This window comes from Streptomyces sp. NPDC059897, assembly GCF_042730865.1.
Classification (GTDB): Bacteria; Actinomycetota; Actinomycetes; order Streptomycetales; family Streptomycetaceae; genus Streptomyces.
On the sequence record NZ_JBHWKQ010000006.1, the window covers coordinates 236,074 to 258,079 of the forward strand.

The following is a 22,006-nucleotide window of genomic DNA, read 5'->3' on the forward strand; positions in this document are numbered from 1 at the left end:
GCGGCCGCGTACGTAAGATGGCTCGCATGCGTACGCGACCGACCCTGACCTGGGAACCGTCCGGCGACCTGCCGCCCGCCACGACCGACCTGGCGCCCGTCGTCGAGGCCGTGCGCGCGGGTGGGGTCGTCGTGCTGAGCGGCGCCGGGCTCTCCACCGAGTCGGGCATCCCGGACTACCGCGGGGAGCACGGTTCGCTGCGGCAGCACACCCCCATGACGTACCAGGAGTTCACCGGCAGCGAGCACGCCCGGCAGCGGTACTGGGCGCGCAGCCAGCTGGGCTGGCGGGCCATGATCCGCGCCCGGCCCAACGCGGGACACCTCGCCGTGGCCGAGCTGGCCGAGGCGGGCCTGGTCACCGGCGTGATCACGCAGAACGTCGACGGGCTGCAGCAGGCCGCCGGTGCCCCGGACGTCATCGAGCTGCACGGCAGCCTGAGCCGTGTGCTCTGCCTGCACTGCCGCGCCTTCACCACCCGCGCCGAAGTCGACCGGCGGCTGCGCGAGGCCAACCCCGGCTTCGAGGCCGAGGCCGAGCGGCACCGTACCGCGCGCGTCAACCCGGACGGCGACGTGGAGCTCCCCGACGAGGCGGTGCGCGACTTCCAGGTGGTGACGTGTGCGGCCTGCGGCGTCGGGGTGCTCAAGCCGGACGTCGTCTTCTTCGGCGAGAACGTGCCGCCGGACCGGGTCGCCGCCTGCCGGGAGCGCGTCGCCGCGGCAACCGCGCTGCTCGTCCTGGGCTCCTCGCTGACCGTCATGTCCGGCCTGCGCTTCGTGCGCCAGGCCGCGGACGCCGGAACGCCAGTCCTGATCGTCAACAACCAGCCCACCCGCGGCGACCGGTGGGGCGTGCGGGTGGAGCTGCCGTTGGGGGAGGCGTTGCGGGACGTGGTGGCGGGCGTTCTCGAGTGAACGTCAGTGCCGGCCGCTCTCCGTCCGGAGCTGGTCGAGCCATTCCTCGCCCATCCGCCGCCCGTCGGGATACTCGTCGTCCCGGTCCCACCGCCACGTCGTGACGACCGCCAGGACGAGGGTCCGGCACGCGGCCAGCAGGTCCTTGTCGATCCCCGAACAGTGCGTGGCGACCTCCTCCGGCGCATGGGCGAGGTCGAACTCGACGGGCCCGCGGCAGCACGTCTCCAGGTCGACGAAGAGCAGGCCGGCGTCCTTGGTGTCGAGAACGTTGCCGGGGTGCGGCTCCCCGTGCAGCAACTGCTCGTCGCCGCCGTGCTCGCCGAGCGTGCGCCCGAGCCTCCGCAAGGTGTTGCCCAGCAGCTCCCGGTCCGCGGCGGCGAGGAGCGGCGTGCGGTCGCGGTCCGCGAGCAGGTCCTGGGCGCGGGCGATCCGCTCCGTGAAGTGCGGGGCCGGGGCGTCGACGGCGCGCATTCCCGCGTGCAGCCGTTCGAGGGCGCGGGCGTAGTCGGCTGGAGGCACCGAGGGTGCGCCCGTGGGCTCGTAGTAGGTCCACAAGGTGATGACGAAGCCGTCCCGCTCGTACACCCGCGGCTGAACGCGCGGATCGAGCGCGGCCACCGGGGACCCGACGGCGGCGAGGCGCTGCGCGAGACCGACCTCGAAATCCGCCACCTGATCGTCCACCGGTGCCACCCGGGCCAGCACATCGCACGGCAGCAGGCGCGCGGTGAGCTTGTTCGAGTCGTGCAGAACGGTGGCGTCGTCCACCCTCAGCCCCAGTGAGGAGCCCACGGCCATGGCCGCCGACAGCGCCCGAGCGGACTCGGTCCCGCGCATCGCCACCTGCTTCCCATAGTTGAGACCTCAGACGGTGTAACCACCGTCCACGGCAAGGTGCTGTCCCGTGATGAACCCGGCCCGGTCCGACACCAGGAACGCGACCGCCTCCGCGATGTCCTGTGCGGTCCCGAAGCGGCGCAGGGGAATGTTACGACGCGTCACCTGGAGCGCGGCGTCGTCGAGTTCGCCGTCCTCGATGAGGCGGGCGGCGATGCCGTCGGTGAGCATGCCGGGGCCGACGCAGTTGAAGCGCACCCCGTAGCGGCCCTCCTCGGCCGCGAGCGCGCGGACGACCGCTTCCACCGCGGCCTTCGTGCCCGAGGACAGGCCGTCACGGACGGGGTAGCGGTGGGTGGCGGCGGTGGTGACCGCGACGACGCTGCCGGCGGTGTCCCGCAGCGGTGCGAGTGCCGGGTGGACCAGGTTGTAGAAGGCCTGGGCCTCGGTGTGGAGCTGTTGCCCGTACCGGGACGGCGGTACCTGACTGAGGTGCACCATCGGGACGTGCGGGCCCGCCGCGTGGACGAGCGTGTGCAGGCCGCCGAACCGCTCCACCGCCGCCCCGACCGCGCCCGCCGCCCCGTCCTCGTCCGTGAGGTCCGCCCGCACGCACTCCACCTGGCCGCCCTCGGCGCGGAGTTCCGCGGTGAGGGCCTCGGCGGCCTCCTGGTTCGAGCGGTACGTGAACAGCACGGTGCTGCCGCGCCGTGCGAGGGTGCGGACGACCGCCGCCCCGATGCCGCCGGTGCCGCCCGCCACGAGCGCGGCGCCCTTGCGGGAGTCGAAGTCCTGTTCCGTGTCCGCATGTGTGCCGTTCAACGCGCCAACTCCCTCACAGCTCCGGCCGGTCGGCGACGCCCGTCGTCGTGATGTCGCCCGTCCCCGCGTATATAGCCGCAACCGCCGAAGAGTTGAAGACATGTCCGGCCGTCGGCGGGAGTCACGGAGGTATCTTCGGTCCCCTGACGAAGGAGCGGATGTGGAGTCGCCGACGAGCAGGGTTGCCGAGCGCGCCGACCGTTCGCCCAAGGGCGGCCGCCCGCGCGCCACTTCCCGCGCCGACCTGGAACGGATCGGCTTCGAGCTCTTCGCCCGGCAGGGCTTCGACGCCACGACGGTCGACGACATCGCGGGCGCGGCCGGTATCGCCCGGCGGACCTTCTTCCGCTACTTCGCGTCGAAGAACGACCTCGTGTGGGGCGACTTCGAGCAACAACTCGCGGGATTCCGCGCACTGTTGAGCGCCACCGGCCCGGACGTTCCGATCATGACGGCGCTGCGCGCGGCCGTGGTCGATTTCAACCGTTTCGATGCCACCGTGGTGCCCTGGCACCGGCAGCGCATGCGACTGATCCTGTCCGTGCCCACCCTTCAGGCCGATGCCACGTTGCGTTACACCTCGTGGCGGGCGATCGTCACGGACTTCGCCGCCGACCGGCTGCGCCTCGCCCCGTCCGACGCGCGCCCGCGGCTCTACGGCCACACCGTCCTCGCCGCGGCCGTCACGGCGTACGAGCACTGGCTGGAGGTGCCGGACGCGGAGCTGAGCGAGCTCCTTGACACGGCGATCCGGCACCTGGAGACAGGGCTCGGCGAGGCACCTCCCGCGTAGTGCGGGCCTCAAGGCAGCTCGCGCCGCATCGCGTCGGCGACCAGCTCACCGATCAGCACGGCGGTCGCGGTCGGGCCACGGTGTGGTGTGTCCGGCAGTATCGACGTGTCGGCCACCCGCAGCCCGCGCACCCCGTGCACCCGCCCGTACTGGTCGACCGCCGGGCCCATCGGGACGGTGCCGCAGGTGTGTTGGGCCGTGCCGGGGTGGTCGCGGATCCATGTGTCGAGCGCGCGGTCGTCGCCGAGGACGTCCGCCCCGGGAGCGAGCAGGCCACCGTCGGAGAGCTCGGTGAACGGCGCGGTGTCCAGGAGATCGGCCGTGGTGCGCACGGCCACGCGCAGGCGGCGAAGGACCTCGTCGTCGCGCAGATAGTCGTAGTCGATGGCGGGGGAGACCGCGGGATCGGCGGACAGCAGCCGGAGTCGGCCGGTCGGGTGCGGAGTCTGCACGGAGGCGAGGAACGAGAGCGGTGCGCCCGGCACGCGGACGGTCCCGCTGACGAGTCCGGCCATCGGGACCAGTGACTGGAGGATCTCGATGTCGCCCGGACAACCGACACCCCCAGCACGGGAGTTGAGGTGCAGGGAGCCGCCGAGCCACGTCGTGGTGGGCGGGGCGAGGTCGTCGCGCGGCAGCCAGTCCAGGACCAGTTGCGGATGGTCGGACAGACGGGCGCCGACGGCAGGTGTGTCGCGGACGACGGGGACCCCGGTGCGCTCCAGGTCCGCGCGTGGACCGATCCCGGAGAGCAGCAGCAGGTGGGGCGTGGCGAGCGCCCCCGCGCACACCACCACGCACCCGGCGCCGACCGTCTCGCTCGCCCCGCCGTCCCGCTCGACCACGACTCCTGTGACGCGACCCCGCTCCACGACCACCCGGCGTACCGAACACCCGCCCACGACCGCGAGGCTGGGGCGCTCGCGCACCGCCGGTGGCAGGTAGGCCAGGCCGGTGTTGAGCCGCACCCCGTCGACCGAGTTCGACGGCACGGGGCCGAAACCCGGCGGCCCCGGCGCGTTCTTGTCGGGCTCCGCCGGAAAGCCGAGCTCGTGTGCGGCATCGCGGAAGGCCGAGGCGGCAGGGTGGGTGAGCGGGCCGCGCGCGACACACAGCGGCCCGCGGTCGCCGTGCGGGCCGCTCCCGCCGAAGTCGAGATCGTTCTCCAGGCGGCGCAGCAACGGCAGTACTCGCTCGTACGCCCACGCGGGATTCCCTGCCCCGGCCCACCGGTCGAAGTCCGCGCGCGGCGCCCGCACGAAGTACCCGCCGTTGACGGTGGTGGACCCGCCGAGGACCCGGCCGCGCGGCACCGACCACGGCCGATCAGGTGTCAGCCGTACGGCATGCGCGAACGTCGCCGGGTGCCCCGGGCGGGCCCCCGGCACGACGCGCGTGTCCAGCAGCTCCGGGGCGAAAGCAGGTGGCACCGCACCGGCCTCCAACAGCAGCACCCTCCGGTCGCCGTCCTCGCTCAGCCGTGCCGCCAGCACGGCCCCCGCGCCACCGGCGCCGACGATCAGCACATCGGGACGGGCTGACGCGATCGGAGCCATGGGACCGGATCCAATCCCGCCGCGGCGACGGCGCGCAAGACCCCCGGCGGCGACCGCACCCTTTCTTTTTGGCATCGCATGCCAATACTCTCGACTCGGCTCGCGCACACCCTCAACCATCCACAGGTAACAGGGAGTTACGCATGAACGAGCAACTCGAAGAGCCCGCCACCGCCGCCCATGCGGCGACCGCCTCGGCCGATGTGGCCGCCGCCGCGACGGCCGTCGACGAACCACTCATCGAGGCCGACGACCTGGTCGAAGAGGTCTCCATCGACGGCATGTGCGGCGTGTACTGATCGTGCCCGCCCCCGCCTCAGGACTCGACGCCTGCGCGTTCGACCTGGACCGCGCCTGGGACGTGCACCCCCAGGTGTCGGTCCGGCCCGAACCCTTCGGCGCGCTGCTGTACCACTTCGGCACGCGCAAACTGTCCTTCCTCAAGGACCGGGGACTGCTCGCCGTGGTCCAGGCACTCGCGGCGTCACCCACCGCACGGGCCGCCTGCGCGAGCACGGGCGCGGACGACGCGGACACGGTCCGGTACGCCCGCGCCCTCGCCGTCCTGGCCCGCTCGTCGATGCTGGTCGAAAGGAGCCCGACACCGTGACCTCGACCCCCGTGGCGGCCAAGCCCGGTGAACGCCTGGTGGACCTCTTCGAATACGGCCTCGACGCGCCGATCTGCCTCACCTGGGAACTCACCTACGCCTGCAATCTGTCCTGCTCCCACTGCCTGTCCAGCTCGGGCCGCCGCGACCCGCGCGAGCTGACCACCGCCGAGGCCAAGGCGGTCATCGACGAGCTGGAGGCCATGCAGGTCTTCTACGTCAACATCGGCGGCGGCGAGCCGACCGTGCGCCCCGACTTCTTCGAACTCCTCGACTACGCCACCGCCCACCACGTCGGCGTCAAGTTCTCCACCAACGGCGTGCGCATCACCCCGGCCGTCGCCCGGCGCCTCGCCGCCAACGACTACGTCGACGTACAGATATCCCTCGACGGCGCCACCGCCGACGTCAACGACGCGGTGCGCGGGACGGGTTCGTACGACACGGCGCTCAAAGCGATGGCGAACCTCGCCGACGCCGGCATGAAGAACTTCAAGCTGTCCGTCGTCTGCACCCGGCACAACATCCCGCAGATGGACGACTTCAAGGCCCTCGCCGACCGGTACGGCGCCCAGCTCCGCCTCACCCGGCTGCGCCCCTCCGGCCGCGGCGCCGACGTATGGGACGAGCTGCACCCGCTGCCCGCCCAGCAACGGCAGCTCTACGACTGGCTCGTGGCGCACGACGGGGAGGTGCTGACCGGTGACTCCTTCTTCCACCTGTCCGCCTACGGGCAGGCACTTTCCGGCCTGAACCTGTGCGGGGCGGGCCGCGTCGTGTGTCTCATCGACCCGGTGGGCGATGTGTACGCCTGCCCGTTCGCCATCCACGACGAGTTCCTCGCGGGAAGTGTGCGCGACACGGGCGGCTTCGCCGGTGTGTGGCGGGAGTCCGACCTCTTCCAGCGGCTGCGCGAACCGCAGCACGGCGGGGCCTGCGCCTCCTGCACCTTCTACGACACCTGCAAGGGCGGCTGCATGGCCGCGAAGTTCTTCACCGGCCTGCCGCTGGACGGCCCCGACCCGGAGTGCGTCCAGGGGTACGGGGAGCAGCTCCTCGCGGAGCGCGACCGGGACGGCGGCACGGTCCCGAAGCCGTCCGGTGACCACTCCCACCGCACCGGCCCGGTCACCGTGCCACTCATGCGAAGGCCCCCGGTGAGCGCGTGTGACGAGAACCCCGTAGCCGGAATCCGCTGATCCACGAGGAGACAGCCGCCCCATGGCAAGAAACCCATGGTTCGAAACGGTCGCCGAGGCCCAGCGGCGCGCCAAGAAGCACCTCCCCAGCAGCGTCTACGGCGCCCTGGTCGCCGGCTCCGAACGCGGCCGGACCATCAACGACAACATCGGCGCGTTCGCCGAACTCGGCTTCGCGCCACGGGTGGTGGGCCACCACGCCGAACGGAATCTGACGACCACCGTCCTCGGCGTCGAGTCCGCGTTCCCGGTCCTGATCTCGCCGACCGGTGTGCAGGCCGTGCACCCGGAGGGCGAGGTGGCCGTGGCCCGTGCCGCCGCCAACCGGGGCGTCATCATGGGTCTCAGCTCGTTCGCGAGCCGGTCGGTGGAGGAGGTCGCGGAGGCCAATCCGAACACCTTCTACCAGATGTACTGGATGGGCAGCCGCGACTCGATGGTGCAGCGCATGGAGCGCGCCAGGGCGGCCGGGGCCAAGGCGCTCATCGCCACCCTGGACTGGTCGTTCTCCAACGGCCGCGACTGGGGCAGCCCCTCGATCCCGGAACGTCTCGACCTGCGTACGGCCTTGAGGTTCGCCCCCGATGTGCTGCCGCACCCGCGCTGGCTCCTCGCGTTCGCCAAGGCCCGCCGCGTCCCCGACCTGACCACGCCCAACCTCCAGGCACCCGGGGGGCAGGCGCCCACCTTCTTCGGCGCCTACGGCGAGTGGCTGCAGACTCCGCCTCCCACCTGGGACGACGTTCAGTGGCTGCGCAAGGAGTGGGGCGGCCCGTTCCTGCTCAAGGGCGTCAGCCGCGTCGACGACGCCAAACGGGCCGTCGACGCCGGTGTCTCCGCCATCTCCGTCTCCAACCACGGCGGCAACAACCTCGACACCACCCCCGCCACCATCCGCCTCCTGCCGTCCGTCGCGGAGGCGGTCGGCGCCGACATCGAGGTCCTCCTCGACGGTGGTGTGCGGCGCGGCGGCGACGTCGCCAAGGCCCTCGCGCTCGGTGCCCGCGCCGTCCTCATCGGCCGCGCCTACCTGTGGGGCCTGGCAGCCAACGGGCAGGCGGGCGTGGAGAACGTCCTGGACATCCTGCGCGGCGGCCTCGACTCCGCCGTCCTCGGCCTCGGACACGCCTCCGTCGACGAACTCGGCCCGGACGACCTGGTGATCCCGGACGGCTTCACCCGCACCATCGGGGTCCCACGTGCCTGAACCGGTGGACCTTGCGCGCGCGACCTGGACCACGGTGCCCGAAGGCTCCCTGGTCCTCGTCCCTGTCGGGTCCACCGAACAGCACGGCCCGCACCTGCCGTTGAACACGGACAGCGTGATCGCCGAAGCGGTGGCGCGCGACCTGGGGCGCCAACTCCCGTACGAGGATGTCGTCTTGGTGCCCACCCTCACCTACGGTGCGAGCGGTGAGCATGCCGGGTTCCCCGGCACCCTCTCCATCGGGCACGAGGCGCTGCACGCGGTCCTCGTCGAGACGACGCGGTCCCTGGCCCTGTGGGCGGGCCGCGTCGTCCTCGTCAACGGCCACGGCGGGAACGTCACCACCCTCGACGCTGCGTGCGCCCAACTCCGCCACGAAGGCCACGACGTCGCCTGGCTCGGCTGCGCCCCACCCGGCGGCGACGCCCACGCCGGCCGCACCGAGACCTCGGTCATGCTGCACCTCGCCCCGGACGACGTACGTCTCTCGGAAGCGGCCCCCGGCGACACCCGCCCCCTGCCCGAACTGCTGCCGCACCTCATCGCCCACGGCGTCCGCGGCGTCTCCCCGAATGGCGTGCTCGGCGACCCGACCGGAGCCACCGCCGAGGAGGGCCGCGAGCTGATCGAGGCGATGGTGTCGAGCGCCGCACACCTCGTCACCACGGGCTGCACCGACCCACGGGGCAGGCTCCTGGTCGCCGCACCGCAAGGAGCCGCATGACCCTCCCGCACGGTTTCGTCGTCGCACTCGACCGGCGCACCCGCGTCCTCGACGGCGGCCGCGCCCTGCTCGGCGGGACCCCGACGCGACTGCTGCTGCTGACGCCAAGGGCCCGCGCCCTGATGACCGGGCGCACTCTGTCCGTACGCGACCGGGCGGGCGCGGTCCTCGCCGACCGGCTGCTCGCCTCCGGCCTCGCCCACCCGCTGGTCACGGAGCTGCCACCGAACGACGCACAGGGATCGGTCACGTACGTCATCCCCGTCCGTGACCGCGCCGACCAGCTGGACCGCGCACTCGCGGGTATCCGGGCCACCACGGCCGACGCCCCGGTGATCGTCGTCGACGACGCCTCCCGCGAACCGGCCCCCGTCGCCGCTGTGGCCGCACGCCACCACGCGCGCGTGGTGGCGCTCCCCGCCAACCTCGGCCCGGCCGGCGCCCGCAACGCTGGTCTGCGCGAAGTCACCACGCCGTACGTGGTGTTCGTCGACTCCGACATCGTCCTCGCGCCCGACACGGTGGACGTCCTGCTGCGCCACTTCGCGGACCCGGCCGTCGTCATCGCGGTGCCCCGCATCACCGCACTGCCGGGCCCCGACGCCGAGCGCTGGCTGGGCCGCTACGAGAGCGTCCGCTCCTCCCTCGACCTGGGCGGCCAACCGGCCGCGGTGCGCACCGGCACCCCCGTCTCCTGGGTTCCCAGCGCCTGCATGCTCGCCCGCACCGACGGGCTCCTCAAGGCGGACGGCTTCGACGCCGCGATGCGCGTGGGGGAGGACGTCGACCTGTGCTGGCGGCTGACCGCCGACGGCGGCCGCGTCCGCTACGAACCCGCTGTGTACGCCGCCCACGAGCACCGGGTCGAACTCGTGGACTGGTTCCGCCGCAAGGCCGTGTACGGCACCGGGGCCCACCCGCTGGCGCGCCGCCACCCCGACAACATCGCCCCCGCGATCCTCGCCCCGTGGAGCGCGGCACTGCTCGTCGCCCTGCTCGCGCAGCGCCGCTGGTCGCTGCCCGCGGCGGGCGGACTAGCGGCCGTGGCCACCGTGAGCAACGCCCGGAAACTACAGGGCATCGCGCACCCCCTGCCGCAGGCGGCGCGGCTCACGGCCCTCGGTACGCTCGCGTCACTCACGCAGGGCACCGCGCTGCTCACCCGACACTGGTGGCCCCTGACGGCGGTGGGGTGCCTCGCCTCGCGCAGGATGCGCCGGGCCACGGCCGTCGCCGCGGTCGCCGACGTCGCCCTGGAGACCCTCGGGCGCGGCCCGAACCCCATCCGCCTCGACCCCGTCCGCTACGCCGTCGCCCGCCGCCTCGACGACCTCGCGTACGGCTCCGGGGTGTGGCTCTCGGCGCTCAAGGGCCGCTCTACCGCGGCGTTGCGCCCTCGGATCGTGTGGCCCGCCCGTCCCCGGTCGCCGCTTCCTCGCGAGCGCGCAGGTCGCCGTACAGCCGCGCGACCCCGCCGCACACCAACGGCATGACCAGGGGCGGCAGCAGGAGCAGCGCCACCGCCGTGGGGAAGACGATCATCAGTACGCCGGTCATCCACACGTTGTCGTCGTTCAGCCACAGCATGCCGAGCCCGGCGTAGTGGTTCAGGGGACCGGCCGCGTACACGACGACCACGTAGGCGAGCACGGCCGCCGCGCAGGACAGCAGGCCCAGGCCGAACGTGCGCAGGCGCGCGCGCCGGGTCAGCACCCAGGAACGCCACACGGCGGCGAACGGGTTGCGGCGCTCGAGGACCGTCTCGGCGGTGGCCCCGGAGAGCCGGAACCAGAGCAGCGGGCCGAGCGACCAGATGGCGATCGGCAGCACCCAACCCACCAGCGTGTACTGCCAGGACGCGGTCTCGCCGAGCGGAGTGGGTTCGACGCCGGGCACCTCTTCCGTGTCGACCAGGGTGAACAGGACCATGCCCGCGAACACCACGACGGCCACGAAGGCGCCGCTCAGGAAATTGGTGACGACGGCGGCGAACAGGCGCGGACGGGTGCGCCGCCACAACTCGCCGACGGACAGCGGCCCGCCGCCGCGCCGGGCATGGGCACTGCCGACCGCGTACGCGCTGTGGAGCACGGAGACGACGACCAGCGCCAACAGGAGGAACACCGGCGCCGCCACCGCCCCGACGGACCGCAACGGATCCAGGCCCCCGTCCGCGTACGCCGCATAGGAGTCCTCGTTGGCTATGTTGCGGTCCGCGTACTCCCGCACGTTCTCGAAGCCGTCCCACGCCGCGCCGAACGCGCAGGCGAGGACGGCGAACCCGAGCACGGCGGTCGCCGCCGACACCCAGAGGGTGAAGCGGTACAGCGTGCCCCGGTAGGGCCTGACGTCGTGTTCCATGAAGATCAGGACGCCCGGCGGGACGAGCGGGGTTCCCGGTGCGGGGCGGTCAGCCCGCGTACGTGGTCCCGAACGCCTCAAGGAACTCGAGCGTCGCCGCCGCCGAGCGATTGGGGCACGACACGGCCGTCCACGTCACCCCGGCCTTCTCCAGCGCGGCGAACGCCTCCCGGTGCCGGTCCGCGTCCAGGGCCGGCCGCGCGAGGGCTTCGTCGCGGTAGGAGTGCAGTACGTCGACGTCTGTACCGCGCCCGGCCGCTGCCGTGGCGTCGCGCACCTCCGCGATCGCGCCCGCCAGTTCGGGCAGTGGGCCGAGCGCCGGGGTGCGCGCGGTGGCACTGAGTTCGGGACCGCCGGACATCGGCATCCAGCCGTGCGCCCGCTCGGCCACCCGGCGCCGGGTCAGCCGTGAGTTGCCGCCGATCCACACCGGTATCGGCTGCTGCGCGGGCTTCGGCAGGGCCTGCGCCTCGCGGACGTTGAAGTGCCGGCCCTCGTAGCTGAACGGCTGGCCGCTCCAGTGCAGCGGCAGCACGTCGAGCACCTCGTCGAACAGGGCGTTGCGCTCCTCGAAGTCGACGCCCAGGGCGTGGAACTCGCCCTTCAGATAACCGGCGCCGAGGCCCAGGATCAGCCGCCCACCGGAGAGCCGGTCGAGCGTCGCCGCCTGCTTGGCAAGGAGCAGCGGATTGCGGTACGGGGCGACGGCCAGATACGTGAGGAGGCGCAGCCGGCTGGTGACCGCTGCCGCGTGGGAGAGCGCCACGAAGGGGTCGAGGGTCTGGTGCCCGCCGTGATTCAGCCAACGTGCGCCGGGGGCAGGGTGTTCGCTGAAGGAGAGGCCGGAGAACCCGAACCGCTCGGCGGCGCGGGCCACTTCGGTCAGCGGACCGGCGTCCAGCATGTCGGCGTCCGGCCCGTGCGCCTCCGGGTAGTGAAACAGGAATCGCATGGCACGCGTCTACCCATGCGCGCCGCAAAAGGGAAGAGCTTCGCCCGGCTCTCCTTCTCTGGTCCAGGAGTTCTGTGGTTCAGGAGCGGGGCCAAGGCTGGCCGCTGATCCGTTCGATGCTGGTGTTGAAGCGCTGCAGGTAGTGCGCGAAGGTCTCCACGTCCTCGGCGGACCAGTCCTCGAAGACCTTGTCCAGCTCCTGGACGTGGGTCGCGCGCTCGTGGTCGAGGCTTCGCTCGCCCTCTTCGGTGAGCCGGAACTTGCGTGCCATGCCCCCGTCCGGATCGGGGATCCGCTCCAGGAGACCGGCCCGCATCGCGCTCGCCGTCTGCCGGTTGAGCGTGGACGCGTCCAGCAGCAGCGCCTCGCTGAGCTGCCCGATCGACATGGGCCCCTGGCCCCTGATCCGGCTCAGCAGGATGTATGCGCTGCGCTCCATGCGGGCGGCCTCGCGGCGCCGCTTCTCGCTGCCGAGCTGATGCCGGCCGAGCACCATGTGCTCGAACTCGACCAGGTGCGATGGCTTGTCCATGTACGTGCGTCCTCCCAGGTCGACCGTATCGCAGGGTGTCGCGGCCGATGCCTCCTGTCCGGGCTCCTGCCCCGCTCCAGCGCCGCACCGTCACATATGTGCGCCACGCATGGAATATGCGCGATGCACATCATGTGTACGATGCACATCGTTGCACACGCTGAAGAGTGAGAAGAGATTGAGGAGTCCTTCATGGATGCGCCCCAGTCGAGCGGCAGGTCGGGCGTCGTCGTCGCCACCCTCGCGCTCGCCGGAACCGTCGCCGCGATCATGCAGACGCTGGTGACCCCGCTCATCGCCGAACTGCCCCGGATCCTGGACACGTCCGCCTCGAACGCGGCCTGGGTCATCACGGTCACCCTGCTCGTCTCGGGCGTGTGCGTACCCGTCTCCGGGCGCCTCGGCGACCTGCTCGGCAAGCGCCGCATGATGCTCGCCTGAGCCGTGCCGCTGGTCGTCGGCTCGGTGGTGTGCGCCCTCTCGTCGTCCGTCGTGCCGATGATCGTCGGGCGCGGGCTGCAGGGGATGGGCATGGGCATGGTGCCGCTCGGCATCGCCCTGCTGCGCGACGTCGTGCCCGCCGCGAAGCTCAGCGGGTCCATCGCCCTGGTCAGCGCGTCCATGGGCATCGGCGGCGCGATAGGCCTGCCGATCGCCGCCGCCGTCGCGCAGTACGCGAACTGGCGCGTGCTGTTCTGGGGTGCCGCCGTGCTCGCCGTGGTCATCGGCGTCATGATCTTCCTGATCGTGCCGGACGTCCCCGCCGCCGCGAAGGGACAGCGCTTCGACGCGCCCGGCGCGATCGGCCTGGCCATCGGCCTCGTCTCGCTGCTGCTCGCGATCTCCAAGGGCGCCGACTGGGGCTGGTCGTCGACCACCACGCTGGGCCTGTTCGGTATCGCCGTCGTGGCCCTCCTCGTATGGGGCCGCTACGAACTGCGCACCCGCGACCCGCTGGTCGACCTGCGGACGACCGCCCGCCCGCGCGTGCTGTTCACCAACGCCGCCTCGATCCTCATCGGCGTAGGCATGTACGCGTTCATGCTGATCGCGCCGCAGGTCCTGCAGTTCCCCGAGGCCACCGGATACGGGCTCGGTCAGTCGATGCTCGCCGCCGGGCTGTACATGGCGCCCGGCGGCGTCATGATGATGCTGATCTCGCCGCTCGGCGGAAAGCTGATCAACGCACGCGGTCCCAAGACCGCGCTCATCGGCGGCGCCCTCGTGATCGCCGTGGGATACGGGGTCGCGCTGCCGCTCATGGGAACGGCCTGGGGCATCATGGTCGCCGGCATCGTGATCAACAGCGGTGTCGCCCTCGCCTACGGGGCCATGCCCGCGCTCATCATGGGCTCGGTGCCGATCTCCGAGACGGCCGCGGCCAACGGCTTCAACACCCTGATGCGCTCGCTCGGTACCACCATCGGCTCCGCCGTGATCGGTGTGGTCCTCGCGCAGATGACCGTCTCCATGGGCGGCCACACGCTCGCCTCCGAGGACGGATTCCGCACCGGCCTGATGATCGGCTGTGGCGTCGCCCTGGTCTCCGCCGCCGTCGCGACACTGATCCCGGCGCTGCGCAAGGCGGAACCGGACCCGGCCGCCGACGCACGGCCCGCCGAGGGGACGGTTGTGGTGCGAAGTGCAGGGCAGGAGTGGTAAAAGGTCATCCGGGTTCCCTTGCCAGGCACGGCACTTGGAGGTGCACCGTCATGCTCCCGGCTCGCCGACACGCAGCGGAGGCTGCCTGCGAGAGAGCAGAACGGTCCGCTGAACTCGAGGCGCAGGTCGAGCAGTTGAAGGAAGCGGTGACCTCGCACGCCGAGGTCGACCAGGCCATCGGCGTCGTGATCGCGGTCGGCGGTGTCACGCCCGCCGAGGCCTGGGACGTGCTGCGCGAGATCTCCATGCGCACCAACACGCGGCTCCGGCTGGTCGCCCGGCAGCTGGTCGCCTGGCCGCGCACCCGCGAGCTCGATCCGGTGATCCGCGCCGAGCTGGAGCGACAGCTCGCGCAGCGCAGGACGACGGCGAGCCCGGTGGCGACCGAACCTCGCTGAAGCCCCGCTCCCCGGCCCGGACCGCGAAGGCTCCCGCCGAGAAGCGGGGGCGGGCTCACTGCCGAACCCGCCACGGCCAGCATTGACCGCTTCACCCCTCGGAGTAACACGCAGGCCCGCTCACTAACGCAAATGTGCCCGGAATCTTCACGTGTGCTGGCCCGCCCGGTCACCGAGTCCGCCAGGAGCGTGTTCGGCCAGGACCTCGGCCGTCCGGCGCAGGACCGCCTCGGTCTCCTCGTCCGTCAGCGGTACGAGTTCCAGGGTCAGCTCGCCTTCGTATTGACGGTCCGTGTAGACCCAGATCCGCGGGTCCCCGGAGCTGAGCGCGTCCGCGAGGGCCCGCGCGTCGAGCCCGGCCCGTGCCACGTCGACGTGCAGTGCGGCCCGGGGGAACGGCAGCCCGGCCGGATCCGGGACGGGGTGCGCGGTGAGCCCGGGCAGCGCGGCGGCGCGGGCCGAGAAACGCGCGACCTTCTCCTCCTGGCGCCGAGCCCACGCGGACACGTCAAGGTCCTGCCGTGCCTCCAGCGCGGCGAGCGTGCCCACGATCGACTCCTTGCTCGCCTTCATCGCCCGGCCGATGCCCCTGCCCTGCGCCCGCACCGCCCGGACGGCCTCGGCGCGGCCGAGCACCAGTCCTGCGGTCGGACCGCCCAGGTACTTCTGGCCGCTGACGAGGACGAGGTCGGCCCCGGTGCCGAGGAGTTCGCCGATCCGGAAGTCCTGCGCGGCCCCGTCGATGACGGCGGGCACCCCGCGCCGGTGCGCGGCGGCGACCGCCTCGGCGAGCGGAACGCGTGCCCCGCGCGTGAGCCGCGACGACACCAGCACGAGGCAGGCGGTGCCGGGGTGCGCGAGATCCTTCTCCAACTCGTCCAGGGTGCAGGCGGAATCGGTTCCCGACAGGACGGGCGTGGCGCCCGCGAGACGGATGTCCTGGACCAGTGGATGCCCGTAGTCGACCGCGTGACCCGCGGGGAGCACCACGCGCGCGGGCAGCCCGCCGGTGTCCGGCAGCGCGGCGATCCGCGCCGTCGACTCGCCCGTCATCGCCGCGGCGACCGACAGCGTGATCGCCGACGACGTGCAGTGCACGACCGTTCCGGCCTCCGCCCCCGTGGCGCGCGCGAGGGTGCGGTCGGCGAGCTCGTGCAGCTCCTCCATGACGAAGAAGCCGGCCAGCGCCTCCGCGACCGCGCGCCCGACCCGCTCGTCGCTGCGCGAGACACCGGCCGGGGTGAAGGGCCCCCGGGCGTTGATCAGCCGCGTCAGCCCGTACCGCTCGTGCGGCCCCTGCTGTTCGTGAAGTCCCATGGGCAGCATGGTGCCTGGTCGGCGGCGTGTGTCCGGCGACCGGCTCAGCGGGTCGCGTGCAGCGCGTCGCCGAACCGGCGATGGCTGTGCCGCCAGCCTTCGCCGACCCGCACCGCGTCGCGCACATGCGGATGGTCCGCGGCGAGCCCCACGTGCTCGTGCTCCACCTCCGGGACCGACCCGTCCGCGGCCACCGGCCACAAGCGGGCCGCCGCGATGCCCGCGCCCACCGCCACCACCGAGAGCCCGGCCACGGCGGCGCCGAGACCGGCCCGCGCGCCCAGCCATCCGGCCAGCGGGTACGTGAGCAGCCAGCACGCGTGCGACAGGGAGAACTGCGCGGCGAACGCGGCCGTACGCTCCCGCTCCGGCGCGGCCCGCCGGACCAGCCGCCCTGTCGGCGTGAGCACCATCGAGCACGCGCCACCGAACGCGGCCCACGCGGCGAGCAGCGCCGGCACCCGCCAACTCCCGCTCTGTGCCGCCGTGATGACCCCGACGGCCACGAACACCGCGCCCAGCGCCAGCGCCCCGCGCACCATCACCGCCCGCTCGCCGACCCGCTCCAGCACACGCGGCACCACGAGCGCCACCGCCATCGACCCGGCCCCGTACGCCCCCAGCGCCACCGGCAGCGCGCCCGACGGCAGGCCCAGGAAGTCCCTTACGTAGACGACGGAGTTGACGGTGACCAGCGCGCTCGCCGCCGCCACGGCCAGGTTCAGCGCCAGCAGACCGCGCAGCTGCGGGAGTGCGAGGAAGAGCCGGGTCCCGGCCGTCGCCCTGGCGAACACCCCACCTGCGCGCGGGGGAGCGGGCGCGCGCTCGGGCAGCGTCGCCGAGACCACCAGCGCGGCGGAGGCGAGGAAACCCACGACCGTTCCCGTGAACAGCCGGTGGTACGAGAGCACGGACAGCAGCGCCGCGGCGAGCGCCGGACTGAACAGGCTCTCCATGTCGTACGCGAGCCGGGCGAGCGACAACGCGCGCGTGTAGTCACGTTCGTCGGGCAGCACGTCCGGGATCATTGCCTGGAACGTGGGCGTGAACACGGCCGAGGCGGACTGCAGCACGAACACCAGGACGTAGACCTGCCACACCTGGTCCACGAACGGCAGCATCAGGGCCACGCCCGCCCGCAGCAGATCGGAGCCCACCAGCACCGCGCGCCGCGGCAGCCGCTCCGCGAACGCCCCCACCAGCGGGGCGACCAGCACATACGCCGTCATCTTGATCGCCAGGGCGGTGCCGAGCACGGCCCCCGCGTCCGCCCCGGCGATGTCGTACGCCAGGAGCCCGAGCGCGACGGTGGCGAGGCCGGTGCCCACCAGCGCGACGACCTGGGCGCCGAACAGCCGGCGGTACGTGCGGTGGCGCAGAACCGTGAGCATGCGGGGCCCTCCCGAAGGCTGCGTCGCCAGAATACTCGTCATGTGCGCACCTGCGCACATGACGAGTATGGAACACCGGGTGGGCCGTTCGCACAAGAGCCGTATGACCAGGGCTCTAGGCTGGGGCCATGCCCGCAAGCGACCCGACCCCCGCCGCGGCCCACGCGGCCGTCGCGCACCCGCGCGAGCCCGACGCCGCCCGACTCGCCGAGGCGACACGGGTGTTCGCCCTGCTGTCGGACGCGACCCGGCTGCACGTGCTGTGGCTGCTCGCCCTGGAGGAGTCGGACGTGGGCTCGCTCGCCGACCGCGTCGCCGCCTCGCGCACGGCCGTCAGCCAGCACCTGGCGAAGCTGCGGCTCGCGGGCCTGGTCGAGGCGCGCCGCGAGGGCCGGCACATGCACTACCGCCTCACCGACGGGCACCTGCGGCGCCTGGTGACGGAGGCGCTGAGCCACGCGGACCACCGGGTGACCGGAGAGGCCCCGCACGACTGACTGAGAGGCGCGCGACCGGGCAGCTCTTGCGTCACGTACGGTCGCGGACCGAGGTCAGCAGTCCGTAGAGGACGACGTTCCCCGCGTACCCGGTGCTCTTGCTGTACGTGCCGCCGCAGGTGATGACGCGGAGTTCGGGCAGGCCGGTGTCGCCGTAGACGCGGCGGGACGGGAAGCGCTTCTTGTCGACGACATCGATGCCGTGGATCTCGAACACGGCCGTCTTCCCGTCCGCCCGGTCGATCTCGATGTGCTCGCCCTTCTTGAGCGCGCCGAGGCCGTAGAAGACGGCGCGGCCCTCCGCGTTGTCGACATGCCCGTCCACGACCGCCGTGCCGCGCTCGCCAGGCGTGACCGCGCCCGGGAACCAGCCCGCCAGGTTCGCCTTGTCCGGCGGCGGCGCGTCCAGCCAGCCCTCCGGGTCCCGGCCGACGCGTGTCAGCGGAGCGTCCACACCGATCTCGGGGATGCGGATGCGCTGCGGCGCCGCCGCGGGCAGCGGGTCGGCGGGAGGCGTCGTGGTGCCGAGCTTCGCCGCGCCGGGTTCGGGCTGGGGCGGCCCCTCCCCGGAGATCCCGTGGTGCACCAGCAGGACGCCGGCGAGCAGCGTCGCCGCGAGGAAGGACCAGGTGGGGCGGCGGCTCCGCACCGCAGGCGGGGACTCGGCTATCGCAGGCATCGGCGCGCCCCGCTCTGGTGCCGTCGTCGGCGCAGCCGCCTGCCGAGGAGCACCGGCAGAACCGCCAGGGCGAGCAGGCCGGTCGCCGCGCCGAGGTGGCGGCCGAGCCCGCTCGATGTGTCGGCCGCCTCGGGGCCCGTGGCGGGCGCGGGCGCCGGGGCGGCCGCGGCCAACTGCTGCGGAGCGGACGGGGGCCGGGACGCCGCCACCTGCTGCGCGTGCAACGGCGCCGCCTGCGCACCCCAGTCGAGCAGCGCGCGGCTCTCCTCGTAGACCGCGTTGAAGTCCCCGGCCCGCGGGTTCATGACGGTCACCAGCACCGTGCGCCCCTCGTGCGTCGCAGCGGAGATCAGGGTGTTGCCGGCCTTGGACGTGTAGCCGTTCTTGACGCCGATCAGGCCCGGATACGGCTTCACCCCGTGCGAGCCCACGAGGAGCCGGTTGGTGTTCTCGATCCCGAACGCCCGCGGGCCGCCGGCCGCGGGGAAGCGCGCCCACTTCGTGGCCATGTAGCGCCGGAAGTCGTGGTTCCTGAGGCCCTCCCTGGCGATCAGCGCCAGATCGTGGGCCGAGGAGAACTGGCCGCGGGTGTCGTAGCCGTCGGGGGAGCGGACCTGGGTGTCGTGGGCGCCGATCCGGCGGGCGGTCGCCTGCATCTGCGCGACGGTGCGGGAGACCCCGCCGTTCATGTGGGCGAGGGTGTGCACGGCGTCGTTGCCCGAGCTGAGGAACACGCCGCGCCACAGGTCGGCCACCGTGTAGCGCTGCCCCTCGTCGACCCCGACGAGGCTGCTGCCCGGGGCGACGTCGGAGAGATCCCCGTACGTCGCCCGGTGCACCTCGTCCTGGCGCAGCTTCGGCAGCACGGTCAGGGCGAACAGCGCCTTGAGCGTGCTCGCGGGCGGCAGCCTGCGGTGCGGCGCCTTCGCGGCGAGGACGTCACCGGTGCGCGCGTCCATGACCTCCCACGACAGCGCGGACAGCTTGGACGGCGGGGCCGGCGGGTCGGGCACCATAGGGTCGGCACCGGCCGGGCCGACGGCGGCGACGGACACCGTCGCACACACGCCGCACGTGACAACGGCCCTGCTCAGGACAGGGCGAAAGCGGAAGAATGACGCCATGCCGGAAACGTAGAACCGGCTCGGCGCAACCGCGCTCCACGTACGCCATACGGCCCGCGCACACGGGGGACGCCCGCCACGAGGTGCGCACGGTACGGCCCGGAAATACGCTGTTCGGGTGACGGCCGCGCCGCCCGGTGCGGCCGTGCTCCTCCCCGCCGAGCCGGGCGGGCCACGAACGTGACGTACGTACGCTGGAATGACACGACGGTGGAGGTGGCCGCCATGACGGCCCAGACACGACTCCTGAACCGGCTCTCGCACGCGGACCGCGACCGGTTGCTGCCCCTGGCCACAGAGGTCTCGTTCGCCCAGGACACCCGGATCTTCGAGGAGGGGGACCGGGCGGACCGGTTCTGGATCATCCGGACGGGGATGGTGACCCTCGACGTCCGCGTCTCCGACCGCACCCTGCTCCCCATCGACCCGCTCGGCCCGGGTGACCTGCTGGGCTGGTCCTGGCTGTTCCAGCCTTACGAGTGGGACTTCGGCGCGGAGGCGTTCAGCCCGGTGCGTGCCTACGAGTTCGACGGCGCCGAGGTGCGGGCGCTGTGCGAGCGGGAACCGCGGCTCGGTGTGGCGGTGCTGCACGCGGTGGCCGAGGTGATGGCGCACCGGCTGGAGTCGGCGCGGGTCAAGCTGGTCGAGGCGCATCGGACGCACGGGCGCATCCAGGCGCTCTAGGCGTTCGAGCGGTTCCCGTGGGGGCGTCCGTGTCACCCGACTCGACGCCTCGACAGGCGGTGGGCGCCTCCACGCGGTGGGATCGGTCGCGGAGCATCCGAACATCCGTGGTCCGTCCGCCGGGCCCGCCGAGAGGATCCGCATGGGCCGCACCGCGTCCTGGCCGACCGCCGCCGTCGCCGCGGCCGCACTCGCCTTCGGGGCGCTGGCATGCCCCTCGGTGGCCCGGGCGGCGGACGACGATCCGTGGAGCACCGACACGTCGTGGACCGAGAGCCGGCCCGTCGACGACACCTCGGGAACGCTGGAACTCGTGCCCGCCGACCCGGGGCCGGGCGCGAGCGTCACGGCGAACACGAGCGCCTGCGGCGAGGACCGGATCGCGACGGGGTACGCCGACAGCCTCGGAGCGGGCGAGTTCCCCTTGCAGACGGCGACGCAGGAGGGCTCGGTCACGGGCCAGTTCAAGGTGCCGACGGGCGCCAGGTCCGGAACGTTCCCGATCACCGTGACCTGCGAGAGCGGCACCGAGGTGCGGCAGACGCTCACCGTGTCGGGGCGGGGGAGCACCGAACTGGGCGGGGTGAAGGCCGGTGCCGGCGGGTCGCTGGGCACGCTGAGCGTCGCGCAACTCGCCCTGGGCGGGGTCCTCATCGCGGGCGCGCTGGGCGCGGCCGGGTACTACGCACGCCGCCGCGCCCAGGAGACGTGATGGTCGTCCCGGGCGCGGCGGTGGTGACGAACTCCCTCAACCCTTGCGGGTCTTGACCTCTTCCGTGAGGGCGGGGACGACGTCGAAGAGGTCGCCGACGACGCCGTAGTCGACGAGGTCGAAGATCGGCGCTTCGGCGTCCTTGTTGATCGCGACGATCGTCTTGGACGTCTGCATGCCCGCGCGGTGCTGGATCGCGCCGGAGATGCCGGAAGCGATGTACAGCTGCGGCGAGACGCTCTTGCCGGTCTGGCCGACCTGGTTGGAGTGCGGGTACCAGCCCGCGTCCACGGCGGCGCGCGAGGCGCCCACGGCCGCGCCCAGGGAGTCGGCAAGGGCCTCGATGACCGAGAAGTTCTCGGCACCGTTGACGCCACGGCCACCGGAGACCACGATCGCGGCCTCGGTCAGGTCCGGACGGCCCGTCGACTCACGCGGGGTGCGCGAGGTGACCTTGGTGCCCGTCGCCTGCTCGGAGAACGACACCGCAAGCGCCTCGACCGTACCGGCGGCGGGGGCCGGCTCGACGGGGGCGGAGTTGGGCTTGACGGTGATGACCGGCGTGCCCTGGCTCACGGTCGACTTGGTGGTGTACGAGGCGGCGAACACCGACTGGGTGGCCACCGGGGCGCCGTCACCGGCTTCCAGGTCGACGGCGTCGGTGATGATGCCCGACTTGATGCGCAGCGCCAGGCGGGCGGCGATCTCCTTGCCCTCCGCGGACGAGGGCACCAGCACGGCGGCCGGGGACACCGCGTCGTAGGCGGCCTGCAGCGCGTCCACCTTCGGCACGACGAGGTAGTCGGCGTACTCGGCGGCCTCGTGCGTCAGGACCTTGACGGCGCCGTGCTCGGCGAGCGCGGCGGCGGTGTCGGCGGCGCCGTTGCCCAGCGCGACGGCGACCGGGTCACCGATGCGGCGCGCGAGGGTCAGCAGCTCCAGGGTGGGCTTGCGGACGGCACCGTCCACGTGGTCGACAAAGACCAGAACTTCAGCCATGGGACTTCAATCTCCTGCAATCACAAAGAA

The 22,006-nt window shown here is 72.7% G+C and carries 23 protein-coding genes and 1 pseudogene; 13 read left to right on the plus strand and 11 right to left on the minus strand.

The features are described from left to right. Positions 1-26 precede the first annotated feature (26 nt). Positions 27-917, plus strand: coding sequence for an NAD-dependent protein deacetylase (locus ACFV9W_RS10020; RefSeq protein ID WP_385757413.1), 891 nt, complete (start codon positions 27-29; stop codon positions 915-917). A 3-nt stretch (positions 918-920) separates the two neighbouring features. Here ACFV9W_RS10020 and ACFV9W_RS10025 read toward each other — a convergent pair whose 3' ends face one another. Both ACFV9W_RS10025 and ACFV9W_RS10030 read right to left on the minus strand, forming a co-directional pair. Continuing rightward, positions 921-1,757 carry a phosphotransferase gene (locus ACFV9W_RS10025; RefSeq protein ID WP_385757415.1) on the minus strand — a complete coding sequence of 279 codons (837 nt, stop codon included), beginning with the start codon at positions 1,755-1,757 and terminating at the stop codon, positions 921-923. Positions 1,758-1,784: 27 nt separating this feature from the next. After that, complete coding sequence (locus ACFV9W_RS10030; RefSeq protein WP_385757417.1) at positions 1,785-2,579, minus strand: SDR family NAD(P)-dependent oxidoreductase; 795 nt, start codon at positions 2,577-2,579, stop codon at positions 1,785-1,787. Positions 2,580-2,739: 160 nt separating this feature from the next. Between ACFV9W_RS10030 and mftR the strand changes: the two genes are divergently transcribed. Continuing rightward, positions 2,740-3,372: a mycofactocin system transcriptional regulator gene (mftR, locus tag ACFV9W_RS10035; protein ID WP_385757419.1), complete on the plus strand. Its 633-nt coding sequence runs from the start codon at positions 2,740-2,742 to the stop codon at positions 3,370-3,372. 8 nt (positions 3,373-3,380) lie between these two features. Here the strand turns inward: mftR and ACFV9W_RS10040 are convergent, their stop codons facing one another. After that, entirely contained in the window at positions 3,381-4,928 is a 1,548-nt protein-coding gene (locus tag ACFV9W_RS10040; RefSeq protein ID WP_385757421.1) for a GMC family oxidoreductase, read from the minus strand. Positions 4,929-5,071: 143 nt separating this feature from the next. Here ACFV9W_RS10040 and mftA point away from each other — a divergent pair, with 143 nt between their 5' ends. The 6 genes from mftA to mftF are packed head-to-tail and all read left to right on the plus strand — an operon-like array spanning position 5,072 to position 10,161. Next, positions 5,072-5,227, plus strand: a complete 156-nt coding sequence (mftA, locus tag ACFV9W_RS10045; protein WP_385757423.1) for a mycofactocin precursor MftA — start codon at positions 5,072-5,074, stop codon at positions 5,225-5,227. Further along, complete coding sequence (mftB, locus tag ACFV9W_RS10050) at positions 5,212-5,538, plus strand: mycofactocin biosynthesis chaperone MftB (protein ID WP_385757425.1); 327 nt, start codon at positions 5,212-5,214, stop codon at positions 5,536-5,538. The genes mftA and mftB overlap by 16 nt, the downstream gene beginning before the upstream one ends. Next, positions 5,535-6,737, plus strand: a complete 1,203-nt coding sequence (gene mftC, locus ACFV9W_RS10055; protein WP_385757427.1) for a mycofactocin radical SAM maturase — start codon at positions 5,535-5,537, stop codon at positions 6,735-6,737. The genes mftB and mftC overlap by 4 nt, the downstream gene beginning before the upstream one ends. 22 nt (positions 6,738-6,759) lie before the next feature. Further along, positions 6,760-7,944, plus strand: a complete 1,185-nt coding sequence (gene mftD, locus ACFV9W_RS10060) for a pre-mycofactocin synthase MftD (protein ID WP_385757429.1) — start codon at positions 6,760-6,762, stop codon at positions 7,942-7,944. Then, entirely contained in the window at positions 7,937-8,668 is a 732-nt protein-coding gene (gene mftE / locus ACFV9W_RS10065; RefSeq protein ID WP_385757431.1) for a mycofactocin biosynthesis peptidyl-dipeptidase MftE, read from the plus strand. Before mftD ends, mftE begins: the two co-directional genes overlap by 8 nt. Next, entirely contained in the window at positions 8,665-10,161 is a 1,497-nt protein-coding gene (gene mftF / locus ACFV9W_RS10070; protein WP_385757433.1) for a mycofactocin biosynthesis glycosyltransferase MftF, read from the plus strand. The genes mftE and mftF overlap by 4 nt, the downstream gene beginning before the upstream one ends. Here the strand turns inward: mftF and ACFV9W_RS10075 are convergent. The 3 genes from ACFV9W_RS10075 to ACFV9W_RS10085 form a co-directional block, all read right to left on the minus strand. Further along, positions 10,046-11,029 carry a hypothetical protein gene (locus ACFV9W_RS10075; RefSeq protein WP_385757434.1) on the minus strand — a complete coding sequence of 328 codons (984 nt, stop codon included), beginning with the start codon at positions 11,027-11,029 and terminating at the stop codon, positions 10,046-10,048. The genes mftF and ACFV9W_RS10075 overlap by 116 nt on opposite strands. A gap of 49 nt (positions 11,030-11,078) precedes the next feature. After that, positions 11,079-11,981 carry an LLM class F420-dependent oxidoreductase gene (locus ACFV9W_RS10080; RefSeq protein ID WP_385757437.1) on the minus strand — a complete coding sequence of 301 codons (903 nt, stop codon included), beginning with the start codon at positions 11,979-11,981 and terminating at the stop codon, positions 11,079-11,081. 79 nt (positions 11,982-12,060) lie between these two features. After that, on the minus strand, positions 12,061-12,513 hold the full coding sequence (locus ACFV9W_RS10085; RefSeq protein WP_385757439.1) for a MarR family winged helix-turn-helix transcriptional regulator: 453 nt from the start codon (positions 12,511-12,513) through the stop codon (positions 12,061-12,063). A gap of 192 nt (positions 12,514-12,705) precedes the next feature. Between ACFV9W_RS10085 and ACFV9W_RS10090 the strand changes: the two are divergent. Together ACFV9W_RS10090 and ACFV9W_RS10095 are read left to right on the plus strand one after the other, a co-directional pair. Further along, positions 12,706-14,175, plus strand: a pseudogene (locus tag ACFV9W_RS10090) (MFS transporter). A gap of 146 nt (positions 14,176-14,321) precedes the next feature. Continuing rightward, positions 14,322-14,573: an ANTAR domain-containing protein gene (locus ACFV9W_RS10095; protein ID WP_385757441.1), complete on the plus strand. Its 252-nt coding sequence runs from the start codon at positions 14,322-14,324 to the stop codon at positions 14,571-14,573. Positions 14,574-14,720: 147 nt separating this feature from the next. On the opposite strand, the gene ACFV9W_RS10100 is transcribed toward ACFV9W_RS10095, so the two are convergent. Continuing rightward, positions 14,721-15,890 carry an aminotransferase class V-fold PLP-dependent enzyme gene (locus ACFV9W_RS10100; RefSeq protein ID WP_385757443.1) on the minus strand — a complete coding sequence of 390 codons (1,170 nt, stop codon included), beginning with the start codon at positions 15,888-15,890 and terminating at the stop codon, positions 14,721-14,723. Positions 15,891-15,934: 44 nt separating this feature from the next. Continuing rightward, positions 15,935-17,281 (minus strand): MFS transporter, encoded by a 1,347-nt coding sequence (locus ACFV9W_RS10105; protein WP_385757446.1) that lies wholly within the window; start codon positions 17,279-17,281, stop codon positions 15,935-15,937. A gap of 128 nt (positions 17,282-17,409) precedes the next feature. On the opposite strand from ACFV9W_RS10105, the gene ACFV9W_RS10110 reads away from it, so the two are divergent. Then, positions 17,410-17,778 (plus strand): ArsR/SmtB family transcription factor, encoded by a 369-nt coding sequence (locus ACFV9W_RS10110; protein WP_385757449.1) that lies wholly within the window; start codon positions 17,410-17,412, stop codon positions 17,776-17,778. Positions 17,779-17,809: 31 nt separating this feature from the next. On the opposite strand, the gene ACFV9W_RS10115 is transcribed toward ACFV9W_RS10110, so the two are convergent. Together ACFV9W_RS10115 and ACFV9W_RS10120 are read right to left on the minus strand one after the other, a co-directional pair. Further along, a complete protein-coding gene (locus ACFV9W_RS10115) occupies positions 17,810-18,457 on the minus strand; it encodes a class F sortase (protein WP_385757451.1) in 648 nt (215 codons plus the stop codon). Next, positions 18,445-19,581: a D-alanyl-D-alanine carboxypeptidase family protein gene (locus ACFV9W_RS10120; RefSeq protein WP_385757454.1), complete on the minus strand. Its 1,137-nt coding sequence runs from the start codon at positions 19,579-19,581 to the stop codon at positions 18,445-18,447. The genes ACFV9W_RS10115 and ACFV9W_RS10120 overlap by 13 nt, the downstream gene beginning before the upstream one ends. Before the next feature lie 225 nt (positions 19,582-19,806). Between ACFV9W_RS10120 and ACFV9W_RS10125 the strand changes: the two genes are divergently transcribed. Together ACFV9W_RS10125 and ACFV9W_RS10130 are read left to right on the plus strand one after the other, a co-directional pair. Beyond that, complete coding sequence (locus tag ACFV9W_RS10125; protein ID WP_385757457.1) at positions 19,807-20,265, plus strand: Crp/Fnr family transcriptional regulator; 459 nt, start codon at positions 19,807-19,809, stop codon at positions 20,263-20,265. Between the two features lie 142 nt (positions 20,266-20,407). After that, positions 20,408-20,977 carry a hypothetical protein gene (locus tag ACFV9W_RS10130; protein ID WP_385757460.1) on the plus strand — a complete coding sequence of 190 codons (570 nt, stop codon included), beginning with the start codon at positions 20,408-20,410 and terminating at the stop codon, positions 20,975-20,977. Between the two features lie 36 nt (positions 20,978-21,013). Here the strand turns inward: ACFV9W_RS10130 and ACFV9W_RS10135 are convergent, their stop codons facing one another. Next, complete coding sequence (locus ACFV9W_RS10135) at positions 21,014-21,976, minus strand: electron transfer flavoprotein subunit alpha/FixB family protein (protein WP_385757463.1); 963 nt, start codon at positions 21,974-21,976, stop codon at positions 21,014-21,016. Positions 21,977-22,006 lie beyond the last annotated feature (30 nt).

What these genes read in the sequence shown, in the direction of transcription:
- ACFV9W_RS10110 (WP_385757449.1), top strand. Translation starts at nt 17,410, where the DNA reads ATGCCCGCAAGCGACCCGACCCCCGCCGCGGCCCACGCGGCCGTCGCG.
- ACFV9W_RS10085 (WP_385757439.1), bottom strand. Translation starts at nt 12,513, where the DNA reads ATGGACAAGCCATCGCACCTGGTCGAGTTCGAGCACATGGTGCTCGGC.
- ACFV9W_RS10100 (WP_385757443.1), bottom strand. Translation starts at nt 15,890, where the DNA reads ATGGGACTTCACGAACAGCAGGGGCCGCACGAGCGGTACGGGCTGACG.
- ACFV9W_RS10075 (WP_385757434.1), bottom strand. Translation starts at nt 11,029, where the DNA reads ATGGAACACGACGTCAGGCCCTACCGGGGCACGCTGTACCGCTTCACC.
- ACFV9W_RS10020 (WP_385757413.1), top strand. Translation starts at nt 27, where the DNA reads ATGCGTACGCGACCGACCCTGACCTGGGAACCGTCCGGCGACCTGCCG.
- ACFV9W_RS10120 (WP_385757454.1), bottom strand. Translation starts at nt 19,581, where the DNA reads ATGGCGTCATTCTTCCGCTTTCGCCCTGTCCTGAGCAGGGCCGTTGTC.
- ACFV9W_RS10115 (WP_385757451.1), bottom strand. Translation starts at nt 18,457, where the DNA reads ATGCCTGCGATAGCCGAGTCCCCGCCTGCGGTGCGGAGCCGCCGCCCC.
- ACFV9W_RS10025 (WP_385757415.1), bottom strand. Translation starts at nt 1,757, where the DNA reads ATGCGCGGGACCGAGTCCGCTCGGGCGCTGTCGGCGGCCATGGCCGTG.
- ACFV9W_RS10135 (WP_385757463.1), bottom strand. Translation starts at nt 21,976, where the DNA reads ATGGCTGAAGTTCTGGTCTTTGTCGACCACGTGGACGGTGCCGTCCGC.
- ACFV9W_RS10125 (WP_385757457.1), top strand. Translation starts at nt 19,807, where the DNA reads ATGACGGCCCAGACACGACTCCTGAACCGGCTCTCGCACGCGGACCGC.
- ACFV9W_RS10040 (WP_385757421.1), bottom strand. Translation starts at nt 4,928, where the DNA reads ATGGCTCCGATCGCGTCAGCCCGTCCCGATGTGCTGATCGTCGGCGCC.
- ACFV9W_RS10105 (WP_385757446.1), bottom strand. Translation starts at nt 17,281, where the DNA reads ATGCTCACGGTTCTGCGCCACCGCACGTACCGCCGGCTGTTCGGCGCC.
- mftA (WP_385757423.1), top strand. Translation starts at nt 5,072, where the DNA reads ATGAACGAGCAACTCGAAGAGCCCGCCACCGCCGCCCATGCGGCGACC.
- mftF (WP_385757433.1), top strand. Translation starts at nt 8,665, where the DNA reads ATGACCCTCCCGCACGGTTTCGTCGTCGCACTCGACCGGCGCACCCGC.
- mftD (WP_385757429.1), top strand. Translation starts at nt 6,760, where the DNA reads ATGGCAAGAAACCCATGGTTCGAAACGGTCGCCGAGGCCCAGCGGCGC.
- ACFV9W_RS10080 (WP_385757437.1), bottom strand. Translation starts at nt 11,981, where the DNA reads ATGCGATTCCTGTTTCACTACCCGGAGGCGCACGGGCCGGACGCCGAC.
- ACFV9W_RS10130 (WP_385757460.1), top strand. Translation starts at nt 20,408, where the DNA reads ATGGGCCGCACCGCGTCCTGGCCGACCGCCGCCGTCGCCGCGGCCGCA.